At 35.1% G+C, this 19,344-nt stretch carries 16 protein-coding genes; 7 read left to right on the top strand and 9 right to left on the bottom strand.

The genetic code is table 11. The annotated features are described in order from the left end of the window. The first annotated feature begins 2 nt into the window (after positions 1–2). The 4 genes from KI430_RS05530 to pgl all read left to right on the top strand — a co-directional run bounded on the left by KI430_RS05530 (position 3) and on the right by pgl (position 6,152). Positions 3–2,369, top strand: coding sequence for a BamA/TamA family outer membrane protein (locus KI430_RS05530; protein WP_248877265.1), 2,367 nt, complete (start codon positions 3–5; stop codon positions 2,367–2,369). Between the two features lie 143 nt (positions 2,370–2,512). Next, positions 2,513–3,931: an NADP-dependent phosphogluconate dehydrogenase gene (gene gndA, locus KI430_RS05525; protein ID WP_248877264.1), complete on the top strand. Its 1,419-nt coding sequence runs from the start codon at positions 2,513–2,515 to the stop codon at positions 3,929–3,931. 12 nt (positions 3,932–3,943) lie between these two features. Further along, positions 3,944–5,425: a glucose-6-phosphate dehydrogenase gene (zwf, locus tag KI430_RS05520; protein ID WP_248877263.1), complete on the top strand. Its 1,482-nt coding sequence runs from the start codon at positions 3,944–3,946 to the stop codon at positions 5,423–5,425. Positions 5,426–5,441: 16 nt separating this feature from the next. Beyond that, entirely contained in the window at positions 5,442–6,152 is a 711-nt protein-coding gene (gene pgl, locus KI430_RS05515; RefSeq protein WP_248877262.1) for a 6-phosphogluconolactonase, read from the top strand. Positions 6,153–6,221: 69 nt separating this feature from the next. Here the strand turns inward: pgl and KI430_RS05510 are convergent, their stop codons facing one another. Then, positions 6,222–7,829 (bottom strand): S8/S53 family peptidase, encoded by a 1,608-nt coding sequence (locus tag KI430_RS05510; RefSeq protein ID WP_248877261.1) that lies wholly within the window; start codon positions 7,827–7,829, stop codon positions 6,222–6,224. Between the two features lie 143 nt (positions 7,830–7,972). Between KI430_RS05510 and KI430_RS05505 the strand changes: the two genes are divergently transcribed. Both KI430_RS05505 and galE read left to right on the top strand, forming a co-directional pair. Next, positions 7,973–9,103 carry a DegT/DnrJ/EryC1/StrS family aminotransferase gene (locus tag KI430_RS05505; protein ID WP_248877260.1) on the top strand — a complete coding sequence of 377 codons (1,131 nt, stop codon included), beginning with the start codon at positions 7,973–7,975 and terminating at the stop codon, positions 9,101–9,103. 25 nt (positions 9,104–9,128) lie between these two features. Further along, positions 9,129–10,148 (top strand): UDP-glucose 4-epimerase GalE, encoded by a 1,020-nt coding sequence (gene galE / locus KI430_RS05500; protein WP_248877259.1) that lies wholly within the window; start codon positions 9,129–9,131, stop codon positions 10,146–10,148. Between the two features lie 34 nt (positions 10,149–10,182). Here the strand turns inward: galE and KI430_RS05495 are convergent, their stop codons facing one another. From KI430_RS05495 to KI430_RS05470, 6 genes are all read right to left on the bottom strand, one after another. Continuing rightward, on the bottom strand, positions 10,183–10,839 hold the full coding sequence (locus KI430_RS05495) for an NAD(P)H-binding protein (protein ID WP_248877258.1): 657 nt from the start codon (positions 10,837–10,839) through the stop codon (positions 10,183–10,185). Positions 10,840–10,964: 125 nt separating this feature from the next. Beyond that, positions 10,965–11,474: an isopentenyl-diphosphate Delta-isomerase gene (idi, locus tag KI430_RS05490; RefSeq protein ID WP_248877257.1), complete on the bottom strand. Its 510-nt coding sequence runs from the start codon at positions 11,472–11,474 to the stop codon at positions 10,965–10,967. A gap of 316 nt (positions 11,475–11,790) precedes the next feature. Then, complete coding sequence (rsmA, locus tag KI430_RS05485) at positions 11,791–12,567, bottom strand: 16S rRNA (adenine(1518)-N(6)/adenine(1519)-N(6))-dimethyltransferase RsmA (RefSeq protein WP_248877256.1); 777 nt, start codon at positions 12,565–12,567, stop codon at positions 11,791–11,793. Positions 12,568–12,708: 141 nt separating this feature from the next. Next, positions 12,709–13,836: a lactonase family protein gene (locus KI430_RS05480; RefSeq protein ID WP_248877255.1), complete on the bottom strand. Its 1,128-nt coding sequence runs from the start codon at positions 13,834–13,836 to the stop codon at positions 12,709–12,711. A gap of 63 nt (positions 13,837–13,899) precedes the next feature. Then, positions 13,900–16,206 (bottom strand): DUF5686 family protein, encoded by a 2,307-nt coding sequence (locus KI430_RS05475; RefSeq protein ID WP_248877254.1) that lies wholly within the window; start codon positions 16,204–16,206, stop codon positions 13,900–13,902. Positions 16,207–16,270: 64 nt separating this feature from the next. Continuing rightward, positions 16,271–17,344: a lactonase family protein gene (locus tag KI430_RS05470; RefSeq protein WP_248877253.1), complete on the bottom strand. Its 1,074-nt coding sequence runs from the start codon at positions 17,342–17,344 to the stop codon at positions 16,271–16,273. Positions 17,345–17,673: 329 nt separating this feature from the next. Here KI430_RS05470 and KI430_RS05465 point away from each other — a divergent pair, with 329 nt between their 5' ends. After that, positions 17,674–18,318, top strand: coding sequence for a uracil-DNA glycosylase (locus KI430_RS05465; protein WP_248877252.1), 645 nt, complete (start codon positions 17,674–17,676; stop codon positions 18,316–18,318). Positions 18,319–18,376: 58 nt separating this feature from the next. Here KI430_RS05465 and KI430_RS05460 read toward each other — a convergent pair whose 3' ends face one another. Both KI430_RS05460 and KI430_RS05455 read right to left on the bottom strand, forming a co-directional pair. After that, on the bottom strand, positions 18,377–18,784 hold the full coding sequence (locus KI430_RS05460; protein ID WP_248877251.1) for a hypothetical protein: 408 nt from the start codon (positions 18,782–18,784) through the stop codon (positions 18,377–18,379). A 9-nt stretch (positions 18,785–18,793) separates the two neighbouring features. Further along, positions 18,794–19,282, bottom strand: a complete 489-nt coding sequence (locus KI430_RS05455) for a DUF456 domain-containing protein (protein WP_248877250.1) — start codon at positions 19,280–19,282, stop codon at positions 18,794–18,796. Between the last annotated feature and the right edge of the window lie 62 nt (positions 19,283–19,344).

Raw genomic sequence — 19,344 nt, 5'->3', positions numbered from 1 at the left:
TGATGATTAAGAATACAATTAAGTTCAGATCCGTAATTGCTGTTTCAGCACTGGCCATATTTTATTCCTGCAGCAATACCAAATTTCTGAAGGATGGTCAATTGCTCTACACAGGTGCAGAAGTGAAAGTGGAAGGCGACAGCATTTCAAAAAAACAAAAAAAAGCGCTGAAGTCTGAATTAGAAGATAACCTCACGCCAAAACCCAACTCCAGTTTTCTGGGATTAAGGCCAAAATTGTACGCTTATAATATTGCCAAAGAACCTAAAAAAGATAAAGGATTTAACTATTGGCTAAAATATAAATTCGGAGAAAAACCGGTTCTGTTGGGCGACGTTGACACAGAATTCAACAAAGACATTATTGTGAATTATTCTGAGAACAAAGGTTATTTTAACGCTCAAGCAAAATATGATACGGTTTTGAAGAATAAAAAAGCGCAGGTTATTTATACGCTTAGACCAGGAAATCAATATCTCATCAGTCAGGTGAAGTTTCAGGAAGACTCTACTTTAATCAATAAAGAAATTCAGAATCTGAAAGATAAATCACTTTTGAAAGTGGGGAATCCTTTTGATCTTGGTGTTATCAAAGCCGAGAGAGAAAGAATTGATAATGGTCTGAAGGAAAAAGGCTTCTATTATTTTAATGCGGATAACATCATTGTTCAGGCAGATAGTACTGTTGCAAAAAATCATAAGGTTGAATTGAATGTCAAGCTTAAAGAGCAGACTCCGGACTTGGCAAAGGAACAATTCACGATTGATAATGTCATTGTTTTTCCTAACTATAATATCCGTGATGTGAAAGAAGGGAAATACCAAATCCCGATGGATAAAGATTCTCTTTCCAAATATGCCTATGGAGATATCTATGTCATCGATCCCGAACATAAATTCAAACCAAAGATTTTCGACCGTGCTTTGTACTTTAAAAAAGGTGATATTTATAATAGAGCAGACCACAATCTGACTTTGAACCGATTGATCAGTTTAGGTGTTTTCAAATTTGTAAAAAATGATTTTATCGTTTCCGATTCTTTGAATCATAAATTTGATGCTTATTATTCCTTAACCCCTAGACAAATTCAGTCTTTAAGATTGGAAACGTTGGGAAGAACCAATTCCGCTAATTACGGTGGAGGCGAAGTCAATCTCAACTGGACACACCGGAATTTTTTCCGCGGAGCAGAACAGTTCAAAGCTTCTGTTTATGGTGCTTTTGATGTTCAGATAGGTGGCGCAAAAGATGCCAATAATATCATCCGTGTGGGTGCGAAAACGGAACTTTCGATTCCGAGAATCGTTGCACCTTTCCGTTTCAATTCTTCCAGTGCGTTTGTGCCAAGAACCAATATCGCACTAGGTTACGAATACCAAAGCCGTACGGAGTTGTACACTTTGCATAATTTCAATGCATCTTTTGGCTATGTTTGGAAAGAAAATGTACGGAAAGAACACGATCTTAAGGTTATTGATATCACAATGGTTGCACCTCAGACAATTACAGATAAGTATAGAGAACAAATTGACGGTAATCCGGAAAAAGGCATTCCACCGAATCCAACTTTAGGAAGAGTTGTGGAAAAACAATTGATTTTTGGACCAACTTACACTTATACTTATACGAATACAACTTCGCCACAAGCCAATACAATCTACTACCGTGGGATGTTAGATCTGGCAGGAAATTTAACAGGACTTCTGACCGGTGCTAATGCAAAAAATGGCGATCAGAAAGATATTTTCGGCGTGCCTTTCAGCCAGTATGCGAAGATGGAGCACGATTTCAGATTTTATCATAAGTTCAATGAAAAGACCTCGTTTGCATCCAGAATTATTGCTGGTTTAGCTTATCCTTATGGCAATTCAGAATTTGTACCTTATTCCAGACAGTTCTTTGTAGGCGGAAGTAATAGTATCAGGGCTTTTCGAGCAAGAACGCTTGGACCGGGAAGTTATGATCCGAGAACGCAAAACGCCAGTTTCTTTTTTGACCAGGCCGGCGATGTCAAGCTGGAACTGAATGCCGAATACCGAGCTAATATTGTTAAGTTCCTGAATGTAGCTGCTTTTGTGGACGCTGGTAATATCTGGCTAATCAATGATGAGATCAATGCTCAAGGACAAATTACAAGACCTGGAGGAAAATTTTCAAAAGATTTCCTGAATGAGTTAGCTGTTGGAGCAGGAGTTGGATTAAGGTTAGATTTTTCAATATTAATTTTGAGATTGGATTTGGCAATGCCTTTAAGAGTTCCTTACTATGAAAAAGGGGATCGTTGGGTTCTGGACAGAATAAAATTCGGTGACAGCTCTTGGCGAAAAGATAATTTGATTCTGAATATTGCGATTGGATATCCGTTCTAAATAAATGATTTAAAACAAAATAATTTCAATAATAGATATTCGATATATAAAAGAATGGGATTTTCCATTCTTTTATTGTTTTAGGTCGCCTTCAAATCCGTAAATTTATCCTTTGTAAAATTTAAATCAATCTAAATTTAAAAATGGAAAAGTATAATTACGGGATGATTGGTCTCGGAGTAATGGGGAGAAATCTTCTTTACAATATTGCTGAAAATGGTTTTTCTATCGCAGGATTTGATCTCGATGAAGAAAAAGTAAAACATTTGCAGGACGGCGCAACTTCTGAAATGAAAGTCAAAGGAACAGTTTCTTTGGAGAAATTTGTAAATGCTTTGGAAACGCCGAGAAAAATTATTTTAATGGTTCCTGCGGGAAAACCTGTAGATGCCGTTTTGGGAAATATAACACCGCTTTTGAGTAAAGGTGATATCGTAATCGATGCTGGAAATTCATATTTCGAGGATACTAACAGAAGAATTTCTGATCTTGCTTCCAAAGATTTACACTTTGTGGGAATGGGCGTTTCCGGTGGCGAAAAAGGCGCAAGAAAAGGGCCAAGTATTATGCCTGGCGGAGATGTGGAAGCGTTCAAACTTCTGAGGCCGATGTTGGAATCTATTGCAGCAAAAGTCGATGGAGAAGCTTGTACAGCGTATATGGGCAAAGGTTCTGCCGGAAATTATGTAAAAATGGTCCACAACGGAATCGAATATGCGATTATGCAACTCATCAGCGAAGCTTACGACCTTCTAAGAAAAGGGGCGAATCTTAATAACGAACAACTTTATGAGGTTTTCAAAAATTGGAATGATGGCGAGATGAATTCTTTCTTGATTGAGATTACAAGAGATATTTTCCAACAAAAAGATGATTTGACTGATGCTTATTTGGTTGATAAAATCTTAGATAAGGCCGGCGCAAAAGGAACCGGAAAATGGACTTCTGAGCAAGCAATGGAAATCGGAGTTTCTATTCCGACGATTGATATTGCGGTAACTTCCAGAATCTTGTCTGCTTATAAAGATGAGCGTGTTCAGGCTTCCAAATTATATTCCGAGAAAAAAATTATAAGTCCGGAAAATGTAGAATCATTCATCAAAGATGTTGGTGATGCTTTGTATTTGGCAACCTTAATCAGCTATGCTCAAGGTTTGGCATTATTGGTAAAAGCTTCTGAAGAATACAACTTTGAAATTCCATTGAAAGATGTTGTTAAAATCTGGAGAGGCGGCTGTATCATTCGTTCTGTATTGTTAGAGAAATTCTACACTGCATATTCTGCGGACCCGAATTTATCAAATATTTTATTGAATCAAGATATTTCTGAAATTGTAAAATCGAAAATCCAATCTCTAAGAAAAACGGCAAGTTTCGCTGTCGAAAACGGAATTTCAAGTTTAGGACTTCAAACAGCTTTAGGTTATTTTGATGCTTATACTACAGAATCTCTTCCAGTGAATTTGATTCAGGCTCAGCGTGATTATTTCGGAGCGCATACTTACCAACGTGTGGATAGAGAAGGCGTTTTTCACACAACTTGGAATTCTTCAAATCAATAAATTCAGGGAAAAATGAGTGAAAATAAAATCCTGCAACCAACTACGATTATCATTTTTGGTGCAACCGGAGATTTAGCTAAAAGAAAATTGTTTCCTGCGTTTTACAATTTGTATATCGACGGCAGGATGCCTGAGCGTTTCAATATTGTAGCTTTGGGAAGAGCAGAAAATACGGACGAAAAATTCAGAGATTATATCAAAGAAAATCTGAATGAGTTTTCCCGAAAAGATGTAACTTCAGAAGATTGGGAAGGTTTTCAATCACATTTGACTTACTTTCAGCATCAATTAAATGAACAGCAATCGTATCAAGATCTTAGTCAGAAATTACAAAATTTCGATATAGATTATGGTGTTAGAGCTAACAGATTATTCTATTTGTCAATAGCTCCCAATTTTATTGAAACGATTTCTAATCACATCAAAAATACGTTTTTAGCTTCTGACGCAAGTAAGGATAGAATTATTATTGAGAAACCTTTCGGACATAGCAAAGCTTCTGCGATTGAACTTAATACACTTTTGTCACAGACTTTTCAAGAAGAACAAATCTATCGTATTGATCATTACTTAGGAAAAGAAACGGTTCAAAATATCCTAACATTCAGATTTGGAAATTCGATTTTCGAACCTTTGTGGAATCAAAAATATATTGAATCTATTCAAATAACTGTAGCCGAAGAAGTTGGCGTTGAAACCCGAGGCGCTTTCTACGAACAAACTGGTGCACTGAAAGATATGGTTCAGAATCATTTGCTTCAGATTCTTTGTATGGTTGCAATGGAACCGCCGGCTTCTTTGGAATCGGGAGAAATAAGAGACAGAAAAGTAGATGTTCTGAAATCTATTCGCAGAATCACACCAGATAAAGTTTCACATTATGCAGTCAGAGGACAATATGGACCAGGAATGATCAATGGCACAGAGGTAAAAGGTTACCGTCAGGAAAATGGAATTGCTGAAGATTCTAACACAGAGACTTTTGTGGCAATGAAATTTTATTTGGATAATGAGAGATGGCAAAACGTCCCTTTTTATGTGAGAACAGGAAAAAAGATGGAGAAAAAACATTCTTATATTACTATCCAATTCCGTCCGCTGCCAACATCTACATTCTCTAACAGTCCGTTTGAATTATCAGCAAACAGATTGATTATCAACATTCAGCCTTCTATGGATATTCGTCTTCAATTTATGAGCAAAAAGCCGGGACTTTCTTTGGATTTGAAGCCTGTGGAAATGGTCTTTAATGATTTTGCTTGTCAGGAAGATAGTCCGGAAGCTTATGAAACACTTTTACTGGAAGCACTTTTGGGTGATCTAACTCTGTTTATGCGATCTGACCAGGTTGAAGAAGCTTGGGATGTTGTGAAAACAATTCAGGAATATTGGGAAAATAATAAAGAACTGTCTTTCCCGAATTATCAAGCAGGAAGTTGGGGGCCAGAAGGCAGCGATGCTTTAGTCGAAAGGCAGGGTCACAAATGGGTTTAATTTTTAACTGACGAGAATGAACATTACAGTATTTAAAAATCTGGAAGAATTATATCAAAAATCGGCTGATACATTTGTTGAACTGGCAGAAAAGTCAATCAAAAAACACGGCAAATTTGTAGTTGCTTTAAGTGGCGGTTCTTCTCCAAAAGCTATTTTCAAATTGTTAACAACTAAAGAATATGCTGAAAAAGTAGAATGGAGCAAAATCTATTTCTTTTGGGTTGATGAACGTTGGGTATCTTTGGACGATGATAAAAGCAATGCGAAAATGACTTTTGAAACATTGTTTAATCAAGTTCCTGTGAGTAAAAATCACATTTTTCCAATGTACAAAGATGGAGTAGAGCCTGAGGAATTTGCGAAAGAATATGAGAAGCAGATCAGAAATATTTTAGGAAATGAAGGTGTTTTCGATTTTATTCTTTTGGGAATGGGAGATGATGGTCATACAGCATCTCTATTTCCAGGCGAAGAAATTTTGAATGAGAAGGAAAAATGGGTTGATGCTTATTATCTGAAATCTCAGGAAATGTACCGTATCACTTTGACAGAACCAATTATTAATAAAGCCGAAAACATTCTGGTTGTAGCATTTGGCGAATCCAAAAAACACGCACTAAATGAAGTTTTGAACGGAGCATACAACCCGCAATTATACCCTCTTCAACTCATTAATAAAAAAGAAACGTTTCAGTTTTTTACGGATGAGAAAGCCTTGAATTAATCAATTTATTTACATGAAAAACGGGCAATAGAAATACTATTGCCCGTTTTATTTTGTTAAATACCTAGTTTATTCTTTAATAAATTTCTCAATAATATCTCCAGAATCAGTCTTTATTTTTAGAAGATAATTTCCTTTAGAAAGTTGTGAAACATTAACTTTAGAAGAAGAATTAGTTTTAATTAATCTTCCTAAAACATCATAGATTTCAACAGATTTTATGGCTTTATCAGAAGTAATATTAATAAAGTCTTTCACTGGATTTGGATAAACTTTAATATTAGTTTTAGTGATATCCTTTAAACCTAAAGTCTGATAAGTTTTATAGAAATTCAGAATTCCGTATCCCATTTGAGCTGATGGATTTGGATAAAGAGAAGCGTTTTGTCTTAATTTATTTTTAATATCTTCTCTGGAAATATTGTTAGGCAAAGACTGTAATAGACAGGCAACACCGCCCGCTGCAACTGGATTTGCAAGGGAAGTTCCGCTAGCTTGCGTTACTTGACTTCCATAAACTGTATAAGTTTCTGATCCTCTTGCTGCACCATCTGGTTTTATTACACCGGCAGAATTTGGTCCAAAAGAAGAAAAAGAGGAAGATTGCCCTTGATTGGTAACGGCTCCAATTGTAAAAACTTTAGCATTATCAGCTGGTGTTGAGATGTAATGCCAAGAACTTGTACCTTCATTTCCTGCAGCAAAAGTTACAAAAATTCCTTTTTCAGTAGCAATTTGAGCACCTCTTGCGATAAAAGACGTTGTTCCATTCATATTAGCATAGGTATAATCATATCTGCTGTCATCAAACTCAGTATAACCTAATGAAGTTGAGATTACGTCAACGCCTTTCCTATCAGCCTCTTCCGCAGCTTCTATCCAATACAGTTCCTCTTCGGGGATTTCATTGGCACCATCTTCAGAAGCATATAGATAAAAATCTGCATCAGGAGCTGTTCCTACAAATTGATTATCCAAATAGCCACCAATAGCACCCATACAAATGGAACCGTGCGTATTTAAAGAAGTGTTATAAATGTCTGTGCTTTTATTGATAAAATTATAACCACCTTTAATTTGTCCATTATCGCGAAGCCTCTTGTATGCATTTCCTGTATCTACGGATGGAAAACCAGTGTCAATTACTGCAATCGTCATTCCGGCTCCGGTAAAACCAGCAACGTGAAGAGCGCGAACATTGATTTGATTAATCTGGCTCAAACCGCTTCCATAATTAAATGTTGTTAAAGCATCTTTGTTATCATTAGTTGAAGCAAATTCTTTAAATTTTTCAATCTTTTCATTACGTTTTCCGCCATTCGGATTTTTAACAAAACTTTCCACGTGGTCTACATAACTTTGCTGAGATAAAGTCTGTATCTGAGCAGAAGTAGCATTCACAGCAACGCCGTTCAGCCATTTAGAATAATCAGTAACCGTAAATCCAAGATTTTTAATATTCTGAATATAAGTTGTTTCTATAGGAGCATCCTGATCTGTTAAAGCTATTCCAAGATTGTTTCTCCTGTCAAGAGATTTCTGAGTTAATTCTGATAAAGGGTTGGAATAAAAAGAAGCTTTATTCGGTTTATCTTTGAAGAAAACAAAGACCAATTCGGTTTGAGCAGTTGCAACTAACGAAAAGCTGACTGACAAAATTGTAAAGATTTTTCTCACGTTTAGGGGAATTAGATTTTTTAAACTGATAAATAAATGTAAATTTACAAAATAATGTTTTTGCATTTGAAATCACCTTCGAGAATTATTAAAACTAATATTGATAATGATTTTCAGATGCTTTTAATAATAAATATTTGATTATGAAGAAAATCCAAATGGTCGATTTACAAAGCCAATATTATAAAATCAAAAGTGAAGTTGACAACGCAGTTTTAAATGTGATGGATTCTGCGGCTTTTATAAATGGTCCGGAAGTCAAATCCTTCCAATCAGATTTGGAAACTTATTTGGATGTAAAACACGTGATTCCTTGTGCTAATGGAACAGATGCGCTTCAAATTGCATTGATGGCTTTGGATTTGCAAGAAGGTGATGAAGTAATCACTGCAGATTTTACCTTTGCTGCGACAGTAGAAGTAATTCATTTATTGAAGCTTAAATCTGTTTTGGTAGATGTAGATTATGATACTTTTACCATCGATACAGAAGCAATCAAAAAAGCAATTACACCGAAAACTAAAGCCATAATTCCTGTTCATCTTTTCGGACAATGTGGGAATATGGAAGAAATCCTGAAAATTGCCAAAGAACACAATCTTTATGTTGTTGAAGATAATGCACAGGCGATTGGTGCTGATTTTATTTTCTCGGACGGAACCGAAAAAAAATCTGGAACAATGGGAACAATTGGAACAACATCATTTTTTCCTTCCAAAAATTTGGGTTGCTACGGAGACGGAGGCGCTATTTTTACTAATGATGACGAATTAGCACACAGACTGAGAGGAATTGTAAACCACGGCATGTACGAGCGTTATTACCACGACGAAGTTGGGGTTAACTCAAGATTAGACAGCATTCAAGCAGCGATTTTGAGAAAGAAACTACCAAACCTTGATTCTTATAATGAAGCTAGAAGAAGAGCTGCAGATTATTATGACGAAGCTTTTGCTGAAAACGAAAATATCCTAACACCTAAAAGAGCGGAAAATTCAACACATGTTTTTCATCAATACACTTTGAGAATAACCAACGGAAAACGTAACGAATTACAACAATTCTTAACAGAGAAAGAAATTCCTGCGATGATTTATTATCCAGTGGCGCTTAGAAAACAGAAAGCTTATTTCCAAGACAGTAACCCAGCAGACTTCATCAATACGGATAAATTACTTGACCAAGTAATTTCTTTACCAATGCATACAGAATTGGACGAAGAGCAGTTGAAATATATTACAGATTCTGTTTTGGAATTTTTTGCAAAAAACTAATAATTTATAACTTATAATTAATTAAATGTCCATACTCGTAACAGGCGGTTTAGGTTACATCGGTTCTCACACGGTTGTTGAACTTATTAATCACAATTTTGATGTCATCATTGTAGATGATTTATCAAATTCTGAAAAATTCATACTTGATAATATTGAGGAAATCACAGGCAAAAGACCAATTTTCTATCCTTTTGATCTTAGAAGAAAAGAATTATTACAGCAAGTTTTCGAAGCGCACGATATCGAAGGTTGTATCAATTTTGCGGCTTCAAAAGCAGTAGGAGAGAGTATGACCGAGCCTTTAAAATATTATGAGAACAATTTGTTTTCATTGATTAATGTCCTTCAGGAATTTAAGGAAAGAAATATTTCCAACTTTATTTTCAGTTCATCCTGTACGGTTTACGGTCAAGCCGATAAAATGCCGATTGATGAAAATACACCTCTCAAAGAAGCCGAATCTTCTTACGGAAAAACCAAACAAATGGGCGAAGATATCCTGAAAGATTTTTCTCGAGCCTATAACAAAAGGGTTACTCTATTAAGATATTTCAATCCAATTGGTGCGCATCCAACAGCTTTGCTAGGAGAGCTGCCTGCAGGAATTCCAAATAATTTGGTTCCTTATGTTACGCAGACTGCCGCTGGAATCAGAGAAAAATTGAGCATTTGGGGTGATGATTATCCTACAGAAGACGGAACAGCTATTCGTGACTATATTTATGTTGTAGATTTGGCGAAAGCTCACGTTGCAGCTTTACAAAAACTGATGCATTCTGAGGAAGAAACAGTTTTGGATATTTATAATTTGGGAACAGGAAAAGGATCCTCGGTTTTAGAAGTGGTAAAAGCTTTTGAACTGGCGAATGATGTAGCGGTTCCTTACCAGATTTGCCCAAGAAGAGAAGGTGACATTACAATTGCTTATGCTAATGCCGACAAAGCTGAGAAAGAGCTCAACTGGAAATCTGAAACCAGTTTGGAAGAAGCACTCAAAACTACTTGGGAATGGCAGAAATACCTGAAAGACAGAAATAATTAATAAACAAAAATCCAATCAAAGCAGATTGGATTTTTTATTGTGTTTTCTTCTCGGCAAAACTGAAAATATTATGAAGTTTTATTTCCGAAAAACTATTGGATTTAATTTTAGAAGCAACAATCATCGCTTTCGCTAATACATAAGTTGGTAAAGGCTGTTGACTTTTGAATAGTCCTAATTTATTAAGGAATTTAATAGCTTTCAAACCTGTGATTTCAGCACTTCTGTCAGAGTTTTTCCGTTCCAGCATTCCTGGTTTGAAAATCGTTGTCTTATCGAATTTCAGATTTTTCACAGCTTCCTCCAACTCACCTTTTATTCTGGAATAGAAAATTTTGGAATCAGGATTGGCACCATAAGCAGAAACTAAAATATAATCTTCAACACCATTATCTTTTGCTGCTTTTGCAAAATTGAATTGATAATCATAATCAATTACTTTTTGATTTTCTTTACTTCCTGCAGATTTCAGAGTTGTTCCGAGACAAGAAAAAGCAACATCGCCTTTCACAAGGTGTTTCCATTCTTCTGGATGGTCAAAATCTACAATGTATGCTTTGATTTTTTCATTGTGAAAATCAGAACGTCGTCTCACAAAAATATCAATTTGCTCGAAGTCAGCATCCTGACAAAGTTGATTCACAAGATCAATTCCTGTAGCGCCGGTTGCACCAATTACCAAAGCTTTCATAAATAGAGATTTGATAATAAAGTTAAGGATATTTTCGGGTTTAGAAAAATTATAATTTTCTCAAAGATCTAGTGATTCATCAAAACTTTTTAATCTGCAAAATCGGTTTGATTTGTGAGATTAAATTAATTCAGCTGATTTCGATATTCAGCCCAAATGATTTTAAACCATTCTGTAAAGTTATCCGGATTTTCAGAAATTTCAGTTTGTAAATCAGGAATAGAAACATATCGGATTTCTGAAACTTCCTCAGGATTCAAATCAAATTCTCCATCAAAGTTTCCTGTAAAAACATAATCCAACTCGTGTTCCCAAAGTCCTTCCCCTACATCTGCTTTGTATATAAAATGGAATTTCTCCATCAGCTCACAATCAATTCCCAATTCCTCCTTGATACGTCTTTTGGCTGCATCCAGATAAGATTCGTTCAATCTTGGGTGTGAACAACAAGCGTTGGTCCATTGGTTGGGTGAATGGTATTTCTCTTCAGCCCGTTTCTGCAAAAGCATTTCTCCTTTTTCGTTGAATAGAAAAACCGAAAAAGCACGATGCAAAAGTCCATTTTCGTGTGCCTGCATTTTTTCCATTTGTCCCAAAACTTCATCCTGAGGATTGACCAATACCACTTTTTCCATAGAACAAAAATAAGGATTTTAAAACAAATTTTTAGGAGCTATTTCCCGCTTTCCGTTACAATCTTTTTCTTTTCCTTATGTGAAAGAAAAGAAAAAGGATTTCCACTACAATCGGGGCTATTAGATTTGTCTTTTTTAGAACACTTGTCGATAATTAGAGCATTATGTATTAAAATAATCAGCATAATATTTATCATTCCGTAGGAATCTAAACGTCGCTGTCGAGATTCCTACGGAATGACAATACTATGTTATAATTTAGTTTTTGATAAACACTCAAACACTCAAACACTCAAACACTCAAACATTCAAACACTCAAGCTCCCAAACTCACTTTCCACTCATTCGCAAAAGCAATAAAATCTGCAACAGACAATTCTTCAGCTCTGATGTCAAGGAACGGGTGAGATTTCATATTTTCAGGGATATCAAGAACTTTCAAAGCGTTGCTCATCTTTTTACGTCTTTGTCCAAAACCAGCTTTTACGATTTGTTTGAATAGAACCTCATTTCCAGCTAATCCTTCTTTCAAATTTCGGGTCATTCGGATAACGCCGGATTTTACTTTTGGAGGTGGATTGAAGACATGTTCGTGAACCGTAAAAAGATATTCCACATCGTAATAAGCCTGAACCAAAACTGATAGAATTCCGTAATCTTTTGTTCTCGGTTTTGCGGCGGTTCTTTCAGCCACTTCTTTCTGGAACATTCCGCTCATTTCTGGAACAAACTGGAAATTATCTATAATTTTAAACAAAATCTGAGACGAAATATTATAAGGAAAATTCCCAATCACAGCCAATTCTTCCCCAAAAACTTCCGGGATATTGATTTTCAGAAAGTCACCAACAAAATGTTGCTCTTCAAGCTTTGGATAATGGTTTTTCAGATAGACGATAGATTCCTGGTCGATTTCTGCAACATAGATTTCTGACTCTTTTTCGAGAAGAAATTTTGTAAGAACGCCCATTCCCGGACCGACTTCCAAAACTTTTTTGTAGCCTTCAAAAGACAACGAATCTACAATGTTGCGTGCGATATTCTGGTCTGTAAGAAAATGTTGACCAAGATGTTTTTTTGCTCTAACGTCCATTTTGCAAAGATAGAATTATATTTAACGCAAAGTCGCAAGAACGTTTTATATTCTAACAACAAAAAAGTCGCAAAGTTTTCTTTTGCGACTTTTTAGAGATATTATTTTCTAGAAAGGTTGCGCCTTTGCGATCAGATAAAATCAATACATCTTCGTTTTCACACAAGTCACATTTTTGATTTTAATTGGTTTTCCGACTTTTTTCAATATTCCGGTTTCTAAGTTTCTTTTGAAAACAGTTACATCTTGCGAAATAACATTAGTCACAATAATGAATTTTCCAGTTTCATCAATCGCAAAAGTTCTGGGATGTTTTCCTCTTGTTTTTTGATAGCCGATAGATTCTAATTTTCCGTCATTTAAAACTTTGAAAATCGCTATATTATTTTCCTTTCCTCTGTTGGTCGCATAGAGGAATTTTCCGTCTGGAGAAATATGAACATCAGAACTTTCAAAACCGTCTTTTATTTTGTCGGGATGGGTTGCAATTCTTTGGATTTCTTTAAGCTTGTTTTCAGAAAAATCATAAACCGAAATCATCCCAGCCAATTCTTCAATAGAATAAGCCAATTTTCCATCTTTGCTAAAAGTGATATGTCTTGGTCCGCTTCCAGGTTTTGTATTGATGAATGTACTTTGGCTATCAATCAAAGGTTGTTTTTGGATTGCATCAAATGGATATTGTAATATTTTATCCGCTCCCAAATCTGCAAAAAGTACAGTTTTAAAATCGGGCGAAAAAACTACAGAATGCGTGTGTGCTTTCTCCTGCCTTTTCGCATCAACACCACTTCCTTCCGTGAATTTGAAATGCTGCGCTATCGAATCTATTTTGCCATTTTCAAGAAGAGGAAAAACAGAAATAGTGGCTTGATTGTATGTTGCATTAATAAGCCATTTTCCGCTTTTATCAACATTCACATAAACAGGATTTTCGCCACCCGTTTTTTGTTGATTGAGAAAAGTTAATGTTTTCTTATCGGGATCAAACGCAAAAGAACTTACTGTTCCATAATTTGGAGTCTTGGCATCAGAAGATGCGTAAACGTATTTCCCATCAGACGAAACTGTAATATAACCTGGATTGATAACGTCAGAAGATGAAGCAACTTTCGTCAGTTTTCCGGTTTCTGTATCCAATTCATAAACATAAACCGCTTCCGAACCTTTGTCCCAATTGTAAGAACCAAAAAATACAAATTGTCTTTGTGAGTATAAACTTGTAAAAATTAAGAAACTTAATAATAGAAAGATTTTTTGGAATTTCATTTGGTGACGAATTAATCTGGAATTAGACATTTACAGAATTAAACCTGTATTGTCACAAATTTCCTAAAAATTCATCTGGAAACCAAACTGAACACCAAATTTTCTTACATCGGTATTTGCGGTTGTTTTATGATTTAAGTAATTTCCTCTCCAGTTAAAATCGACTCTCAATATTCTGAAATTGCCCCAACCAATATTCTCGATTCCAAAACCATATTCGTAATAAGGTTTTTCAGGAGCACTTAGGTTCATATTTCCGGCATTCATCGTTATGGATTCTTGCTTCAGACTTCCAACGCCAGAACGGAAAAATGCAACTTCTCTTAATTTAAGCTTTTTAATCAAAGGAATTTGTGATAAAATTTTCCCATTGAAGTGATGCTCCAAAAACAAAACAGCATAAGAATCTGCTACAAATTCATAATAATTCATCAAAGAAAAAACACCTCTTACCAAACCATAAGATTGATTGGCAGGCATCACATTTTGCAAAGCGAGTGGAAGTGCATCAAAGTTTTTACCGGCTTCAACATTCGCAAATAATCTTCCCCAATTTCCTAAAATCACAGGTTGATAATAATAGAATTGTAATTTGTTATAATTAAAATCAGAATTAAAGACACCACCAACTCCTTTTGTGTATTTTAAAATCAAAGTTGGATTAGTGGCTAAAGCTGTCATTTCGTAACGATCAACGCCATAAGTGGAAAATTTTATTCCAGGTCTTGCAATAATTGTTGCTGTGAATCTCGTGTCATTCAAATCTGATCGCAAGACGCCGCCTCTGTAATAATTAATATTGAACAAGTTAGAATCTGCAGATTCGATGCTTTGTTGGGTCGCATCCAGACGCAATTGGATGTTTTTCCAAGGTTCGATACTCGTATAGATATTACTTTGTTTCACAGAACTCATAGAAGTCGTTTCTCCACTGTTAAGGACAGAAGAAGAAGCAAAAGACCTTGTCATAATTCCTTCGTCTGTCGTCAATTGAACGCCTAACTGTAAAACGTCTTTTCTAAAACCGGCACCAATCTGAAAACGATCGGTTTTATTGAACATATATTTTGCTTCACCACCAAATTTCCATTTTTGGTCTCGGAAACCGTAAGCAGTGTACGCCTGGATTCGCCACATATCGTTCTTTCCACGATAGGTCCTGAAACCACCTCTTAGCCTGGTTCCTTCTATATCATTATAACCAAATCCCTGAAAAATATTCCCGAAATCAATACCACTTTTCCCGAGAGGGATGTAGCCGGAGTTTCCAATTTCTATGATTTTAACAACCTTTTTGTACTTCGGATTATGTTCTAATTCGTCGTACATTTTGTAGATATTCTGTTGACTGGTTGTTAGCGGTTCAGTTCTGTTAACTTGCCAATACTCTTCGTCCTTAGCAACCATTTCGTCTTCGGGAACAACAATTTTGTTGAGGAAATCATCCGTTAATCCTTTATCAAACTGATAATCGGAATAGTTGGCAACCCTTTTTGCAAGTACATATTTTGCTTTTTCCTTATCATTGAGAACCAATTGCAAGGTCGTTTCGTTTCTGATTGGGATAAAAGTAGAATCGTCTGGATTATCGAATTCCAAATCTGTAGCAATGTTTTTGACGAAATTGATATTGATTTTTTTATTCGTTTCCATCTCTACTTTCATTACATTGTACTTGTCCATAGAAATGTAAAGACGCCCTTTCAGAGCCAATGCATCAGGATTTTTTGGCGTGAACCGAATCTCGTAAGAACGAACAGTATTAACCTCAATCGTATCCGTAATATTATAATCGAAAATACCAAAACCATCGGTAGAAACTGGACTTACAAAACCAATATTCAGATAATTAATCGTGTTGTCATAAATATTGATGTCCTGATACATATTCTGTATCGTTTTGGAAACAATTTGATTATTCTTCAGTCCCGAAAGTCTTGTCGCAACCAAATCTTTACGTTCTTTCTTTGGACCATTTTTACCATAAACATTGAAGATGCTTTCTGTTATGAAGATAGGAAGAACCGCTTTTCCCGCAATCTCAGAAGAATCATTGTATTTGAAAATGATAGAATCCATTCCGCGAAACGCTTTTTTCTTGGTAAAAGCACTGTCGATATTATCAAGACGAAAATCGATTTTCTCGTAAGTTTTGTATTGATAATCTTTGTGGAGCAGAAGTCCGTTGGATTTTTTCTTTTTCCAGACTTGCTGCATAATAGCGTAAGCCGGATTTTCTTTTTTGTTCTTATATTTTTTAACGCCTTTGATAACGACGTCTTCGATTTGGTTTTCTTTTTCATTTTGTGAGAAAAGTAAACCATTTATTAAAATCAGAAAAAAGGTAAGGATAAATTTTTTATCAAGCATCGATTTCATCAAGCATTAATCTATTAGAACTGTGTTTTGTTTAAAATATTGTTTAGCTGTAAAATTATTTACCTTTTTCATAGAAAATGACGTTCACAGGAGCACAAACGGGAATCGACTTATTAGTTGGAGTCAATTCGCCGGTTTTCAAATCTCTACTGAAAATATTGATTCTATTGGTGTCTTGGTTGGCTATCAAAACCAATTTATTATTAGGACTGATGGCGAAGTTTCTAGGATTTCTACCTGTTGTTTTGATTTGCTGAATTCTTTTGACTTTTCCATCTTCCAAGATTTTGAAAGTCGTAATATCGTCGGCATCATCACGATTGGTAACGTATAAAAATTTTTCATTGTCCGATAAATGAATATCCGCCGCTCTGAAATTGAACCTAACTTTTCTGGATAACAGAGTTTCTTCTTGAATTAATTCAATCTTACCTTCATTAAAACTTAGAACAGATAAATCACCACTCAATTCCTGAACAAGATAAATTAATTTTCCACTTTTATCAAACGCAATATGTCTTGGTCCGGAACCTTTCTTTGCATCAAATTCACCAACTTTTTCCAGAACTTTTTCGCCAGTTTTGTTGTATTTGAAAACATAAATTTTATCCAAACCTAAATCAGTTGCCAAAACATATTTTCCATCCTGAGAAAACTGAACCTGATGAATGTGTGATTTTTCCTGTCTTTTCGGATTCACACCAACACCTTCAAATTTGATATTCTGGAAAACATCGGATAATTTTCCATCAGCATAACGTTTGAAAACATTGATGCTTCCACCGGAATAATTGGCTACGATAATATTTTGGTCATCGGAAATCAAGAAACACGGGTCTTCACCTTGCGTTTTACGTTCATCTTTTTTGATTAGAGTTCCATTAGGTTCGTCGATAGAAAAAGAAGTGATTGTACTTTTGTAGCCATTCTCGTTGACAGAAAATAGAAATTTTTTGTCTGGACTAAGGCTTACAAAACTTGGATTAATGATATTTTCTGTATGATATTTGAGGTTATATTTATAGGTGTTTTCATCAAAATCGAAAATGTGAATTCCGCCACTGCTGCACTTCTCACTGTTGGTGTAAGTTCCTACGATAATCGTATTCTGTGCAGATAAATTAGCCATAAATATTGTTGAGAAAATAAAACTATTCCAGATTTTCATTCTATTGAGGACTATATTTTTAGATAAAATTTAAAATTTCGCCCGAATTTATTACAATAAAAATTAAGCCAAAGGTCTTTTATGAATAATTAACTTTATTTTGGAGGAAATGTCAGCAAATTTGCTTTGTTGTTTTTACCGCCAAGCCGCTAATTTTTAATATTATTTCGTTATGATAAGTTGCAAATCTTTGCAATTCCAATTTGCGATTTTTAATAATGTTGACTAAAAATGTTTTTGCGCTTTGTGTTAATAGTTTTTTAAATTTAATTTTGTAAAAAATCAGAAAAATGACTTGGAAAGAAGTTTTGAAGCCGATAAAGGAAAGTGATTATTTTAATCAACTTTGGGAGAAAGTAAAAATTCAATATAATTCTACTAAATGTTTTCCTCCTAAAAATGAGATTTTCCGTGCTTTGGAACTGACGGAATTTGATGATGTGGAAGTTGTGATTATCGGGCAAGACCCTTATCATAATGACGGACAAGCTAACGGACTTTGCTTTTCTGTTTCTGAGCATGTCACGGCGCCGCCTTCTCTCAAAAATATCTTTATTGAACTGAAAGAAGATATGGGAATCAATAGAAAAAATAAAGATTTACAAGATTGGGCAAAACAGGGTGTTCTTCTTCTTAATGCAACTCTAACCGTAAAAGCGCACGAGCCCAATTCGCATAGAGACCTTGGTTGGGAAACGTTTACAGATTATATCATTAAACAAATTTCTGATAGAAAACAAAATGTCGTGTTTGTACTTTGGGGCGCATTTGCACAAAAAAAAGCCTCGCTGATAGACGAGACTAAACATTTTATTATTCAATCGGCACATCCTTCACCATTCTCTGTTTACAGAGGTTTTTTCGGAAGCAAGCCGTTTTCTAAAATCAATAAGTATCTTTTAGAAAAAGGGAAAAATCCAATTGTTTGGGGATAAATTGGGTTTAGAGTTAGAAAGTTAGAGAATTTTAGAGTTTATTTATCTCAGAGATTTACTATTCTTTCTCATATTTAAGAGTCACACTAGGCGCTTCTTCTTTTCCTCCAGGATAAGGTTTTACTTCCTGCACCGTAAATCTATAGCCCGCATAATTAAAAGATTTGGTAACTTCTTTTGGTAAGAAATCTCTTGTTGCGACTTTGATGTCTTTAGTATCTTTTCCTGAAAATGCATTTAGATTGACAATCGCAATACCTTCCCAAACACAAGTTACATTGGCAGGGCAACGGCTGTCTTCGATAATTTCTTTAAATTCTATACTCGTCTTTGAATTTGGAATCGTAACCTTTTTGTTGACTCCAAGTTTAATAATATTATCTGATGTTGAAGTTTGAGATTGTGTTTTGCAATTGCTCATCAACAAAAGGATAGGTGCAAATAAAAGTGCTTTAAATTTCATCATTCAAAAGTTTTAAAAGAAAATATAATAGCCAACAACCAAAAACATTGCCAGCCCAACCATTAAACTAAAACCGGTGCCATATACAAAGCCAATAAAAGCGCCTTTCATAGAGTTGAAGGCTTTTTTTCTATCGTTAACATCGTGTAACAATTCTCCAAGAAAAACACCTAATAACATTCCGATTAAAAATCCTAAGGGAATCGGAATGAAAAACAAACCGAGAAGCGTTCCAATAAAAGAACCAATACTTCCGTAGCGAGTTCCTCCATATTTTTTGTTGGTTTTTGCGGGAATAACGTAATTCAGAACTGTGGAAACAAGAGTTAGGAACGCGAAAATCCAGACATAAATCATTGGCATATTATTTTCTGTCCCAAATTTGAATATCAGTAAGCCACAGATACTCAATAATAATCCGGGCAAAACGGGAAGGAAAGTTCCCAGCATTCCTACAAAAAGCAGAACCAAAGCGATAATGTCGATAAAAACAGAATCCATAGTTTTTAAATTTATTTAAAAATACAACATTCAAAGTAATGCCAAAAGATTTATTTTATCCT

This window comes from Epilithonimonas zeae (genome assembly GCF_023278365.1).
GTDB lineage: Bacteria > Bacteroidota > Bacteroidia > Flavobacteriales > Weeksellaceae > Epilithonimonas > Epilithonimonas zeae_A.
Note: the sequence above shows the minus strand (reverse complement) of the source record. Positions and strands in the feature narration are given on the sequence as shown.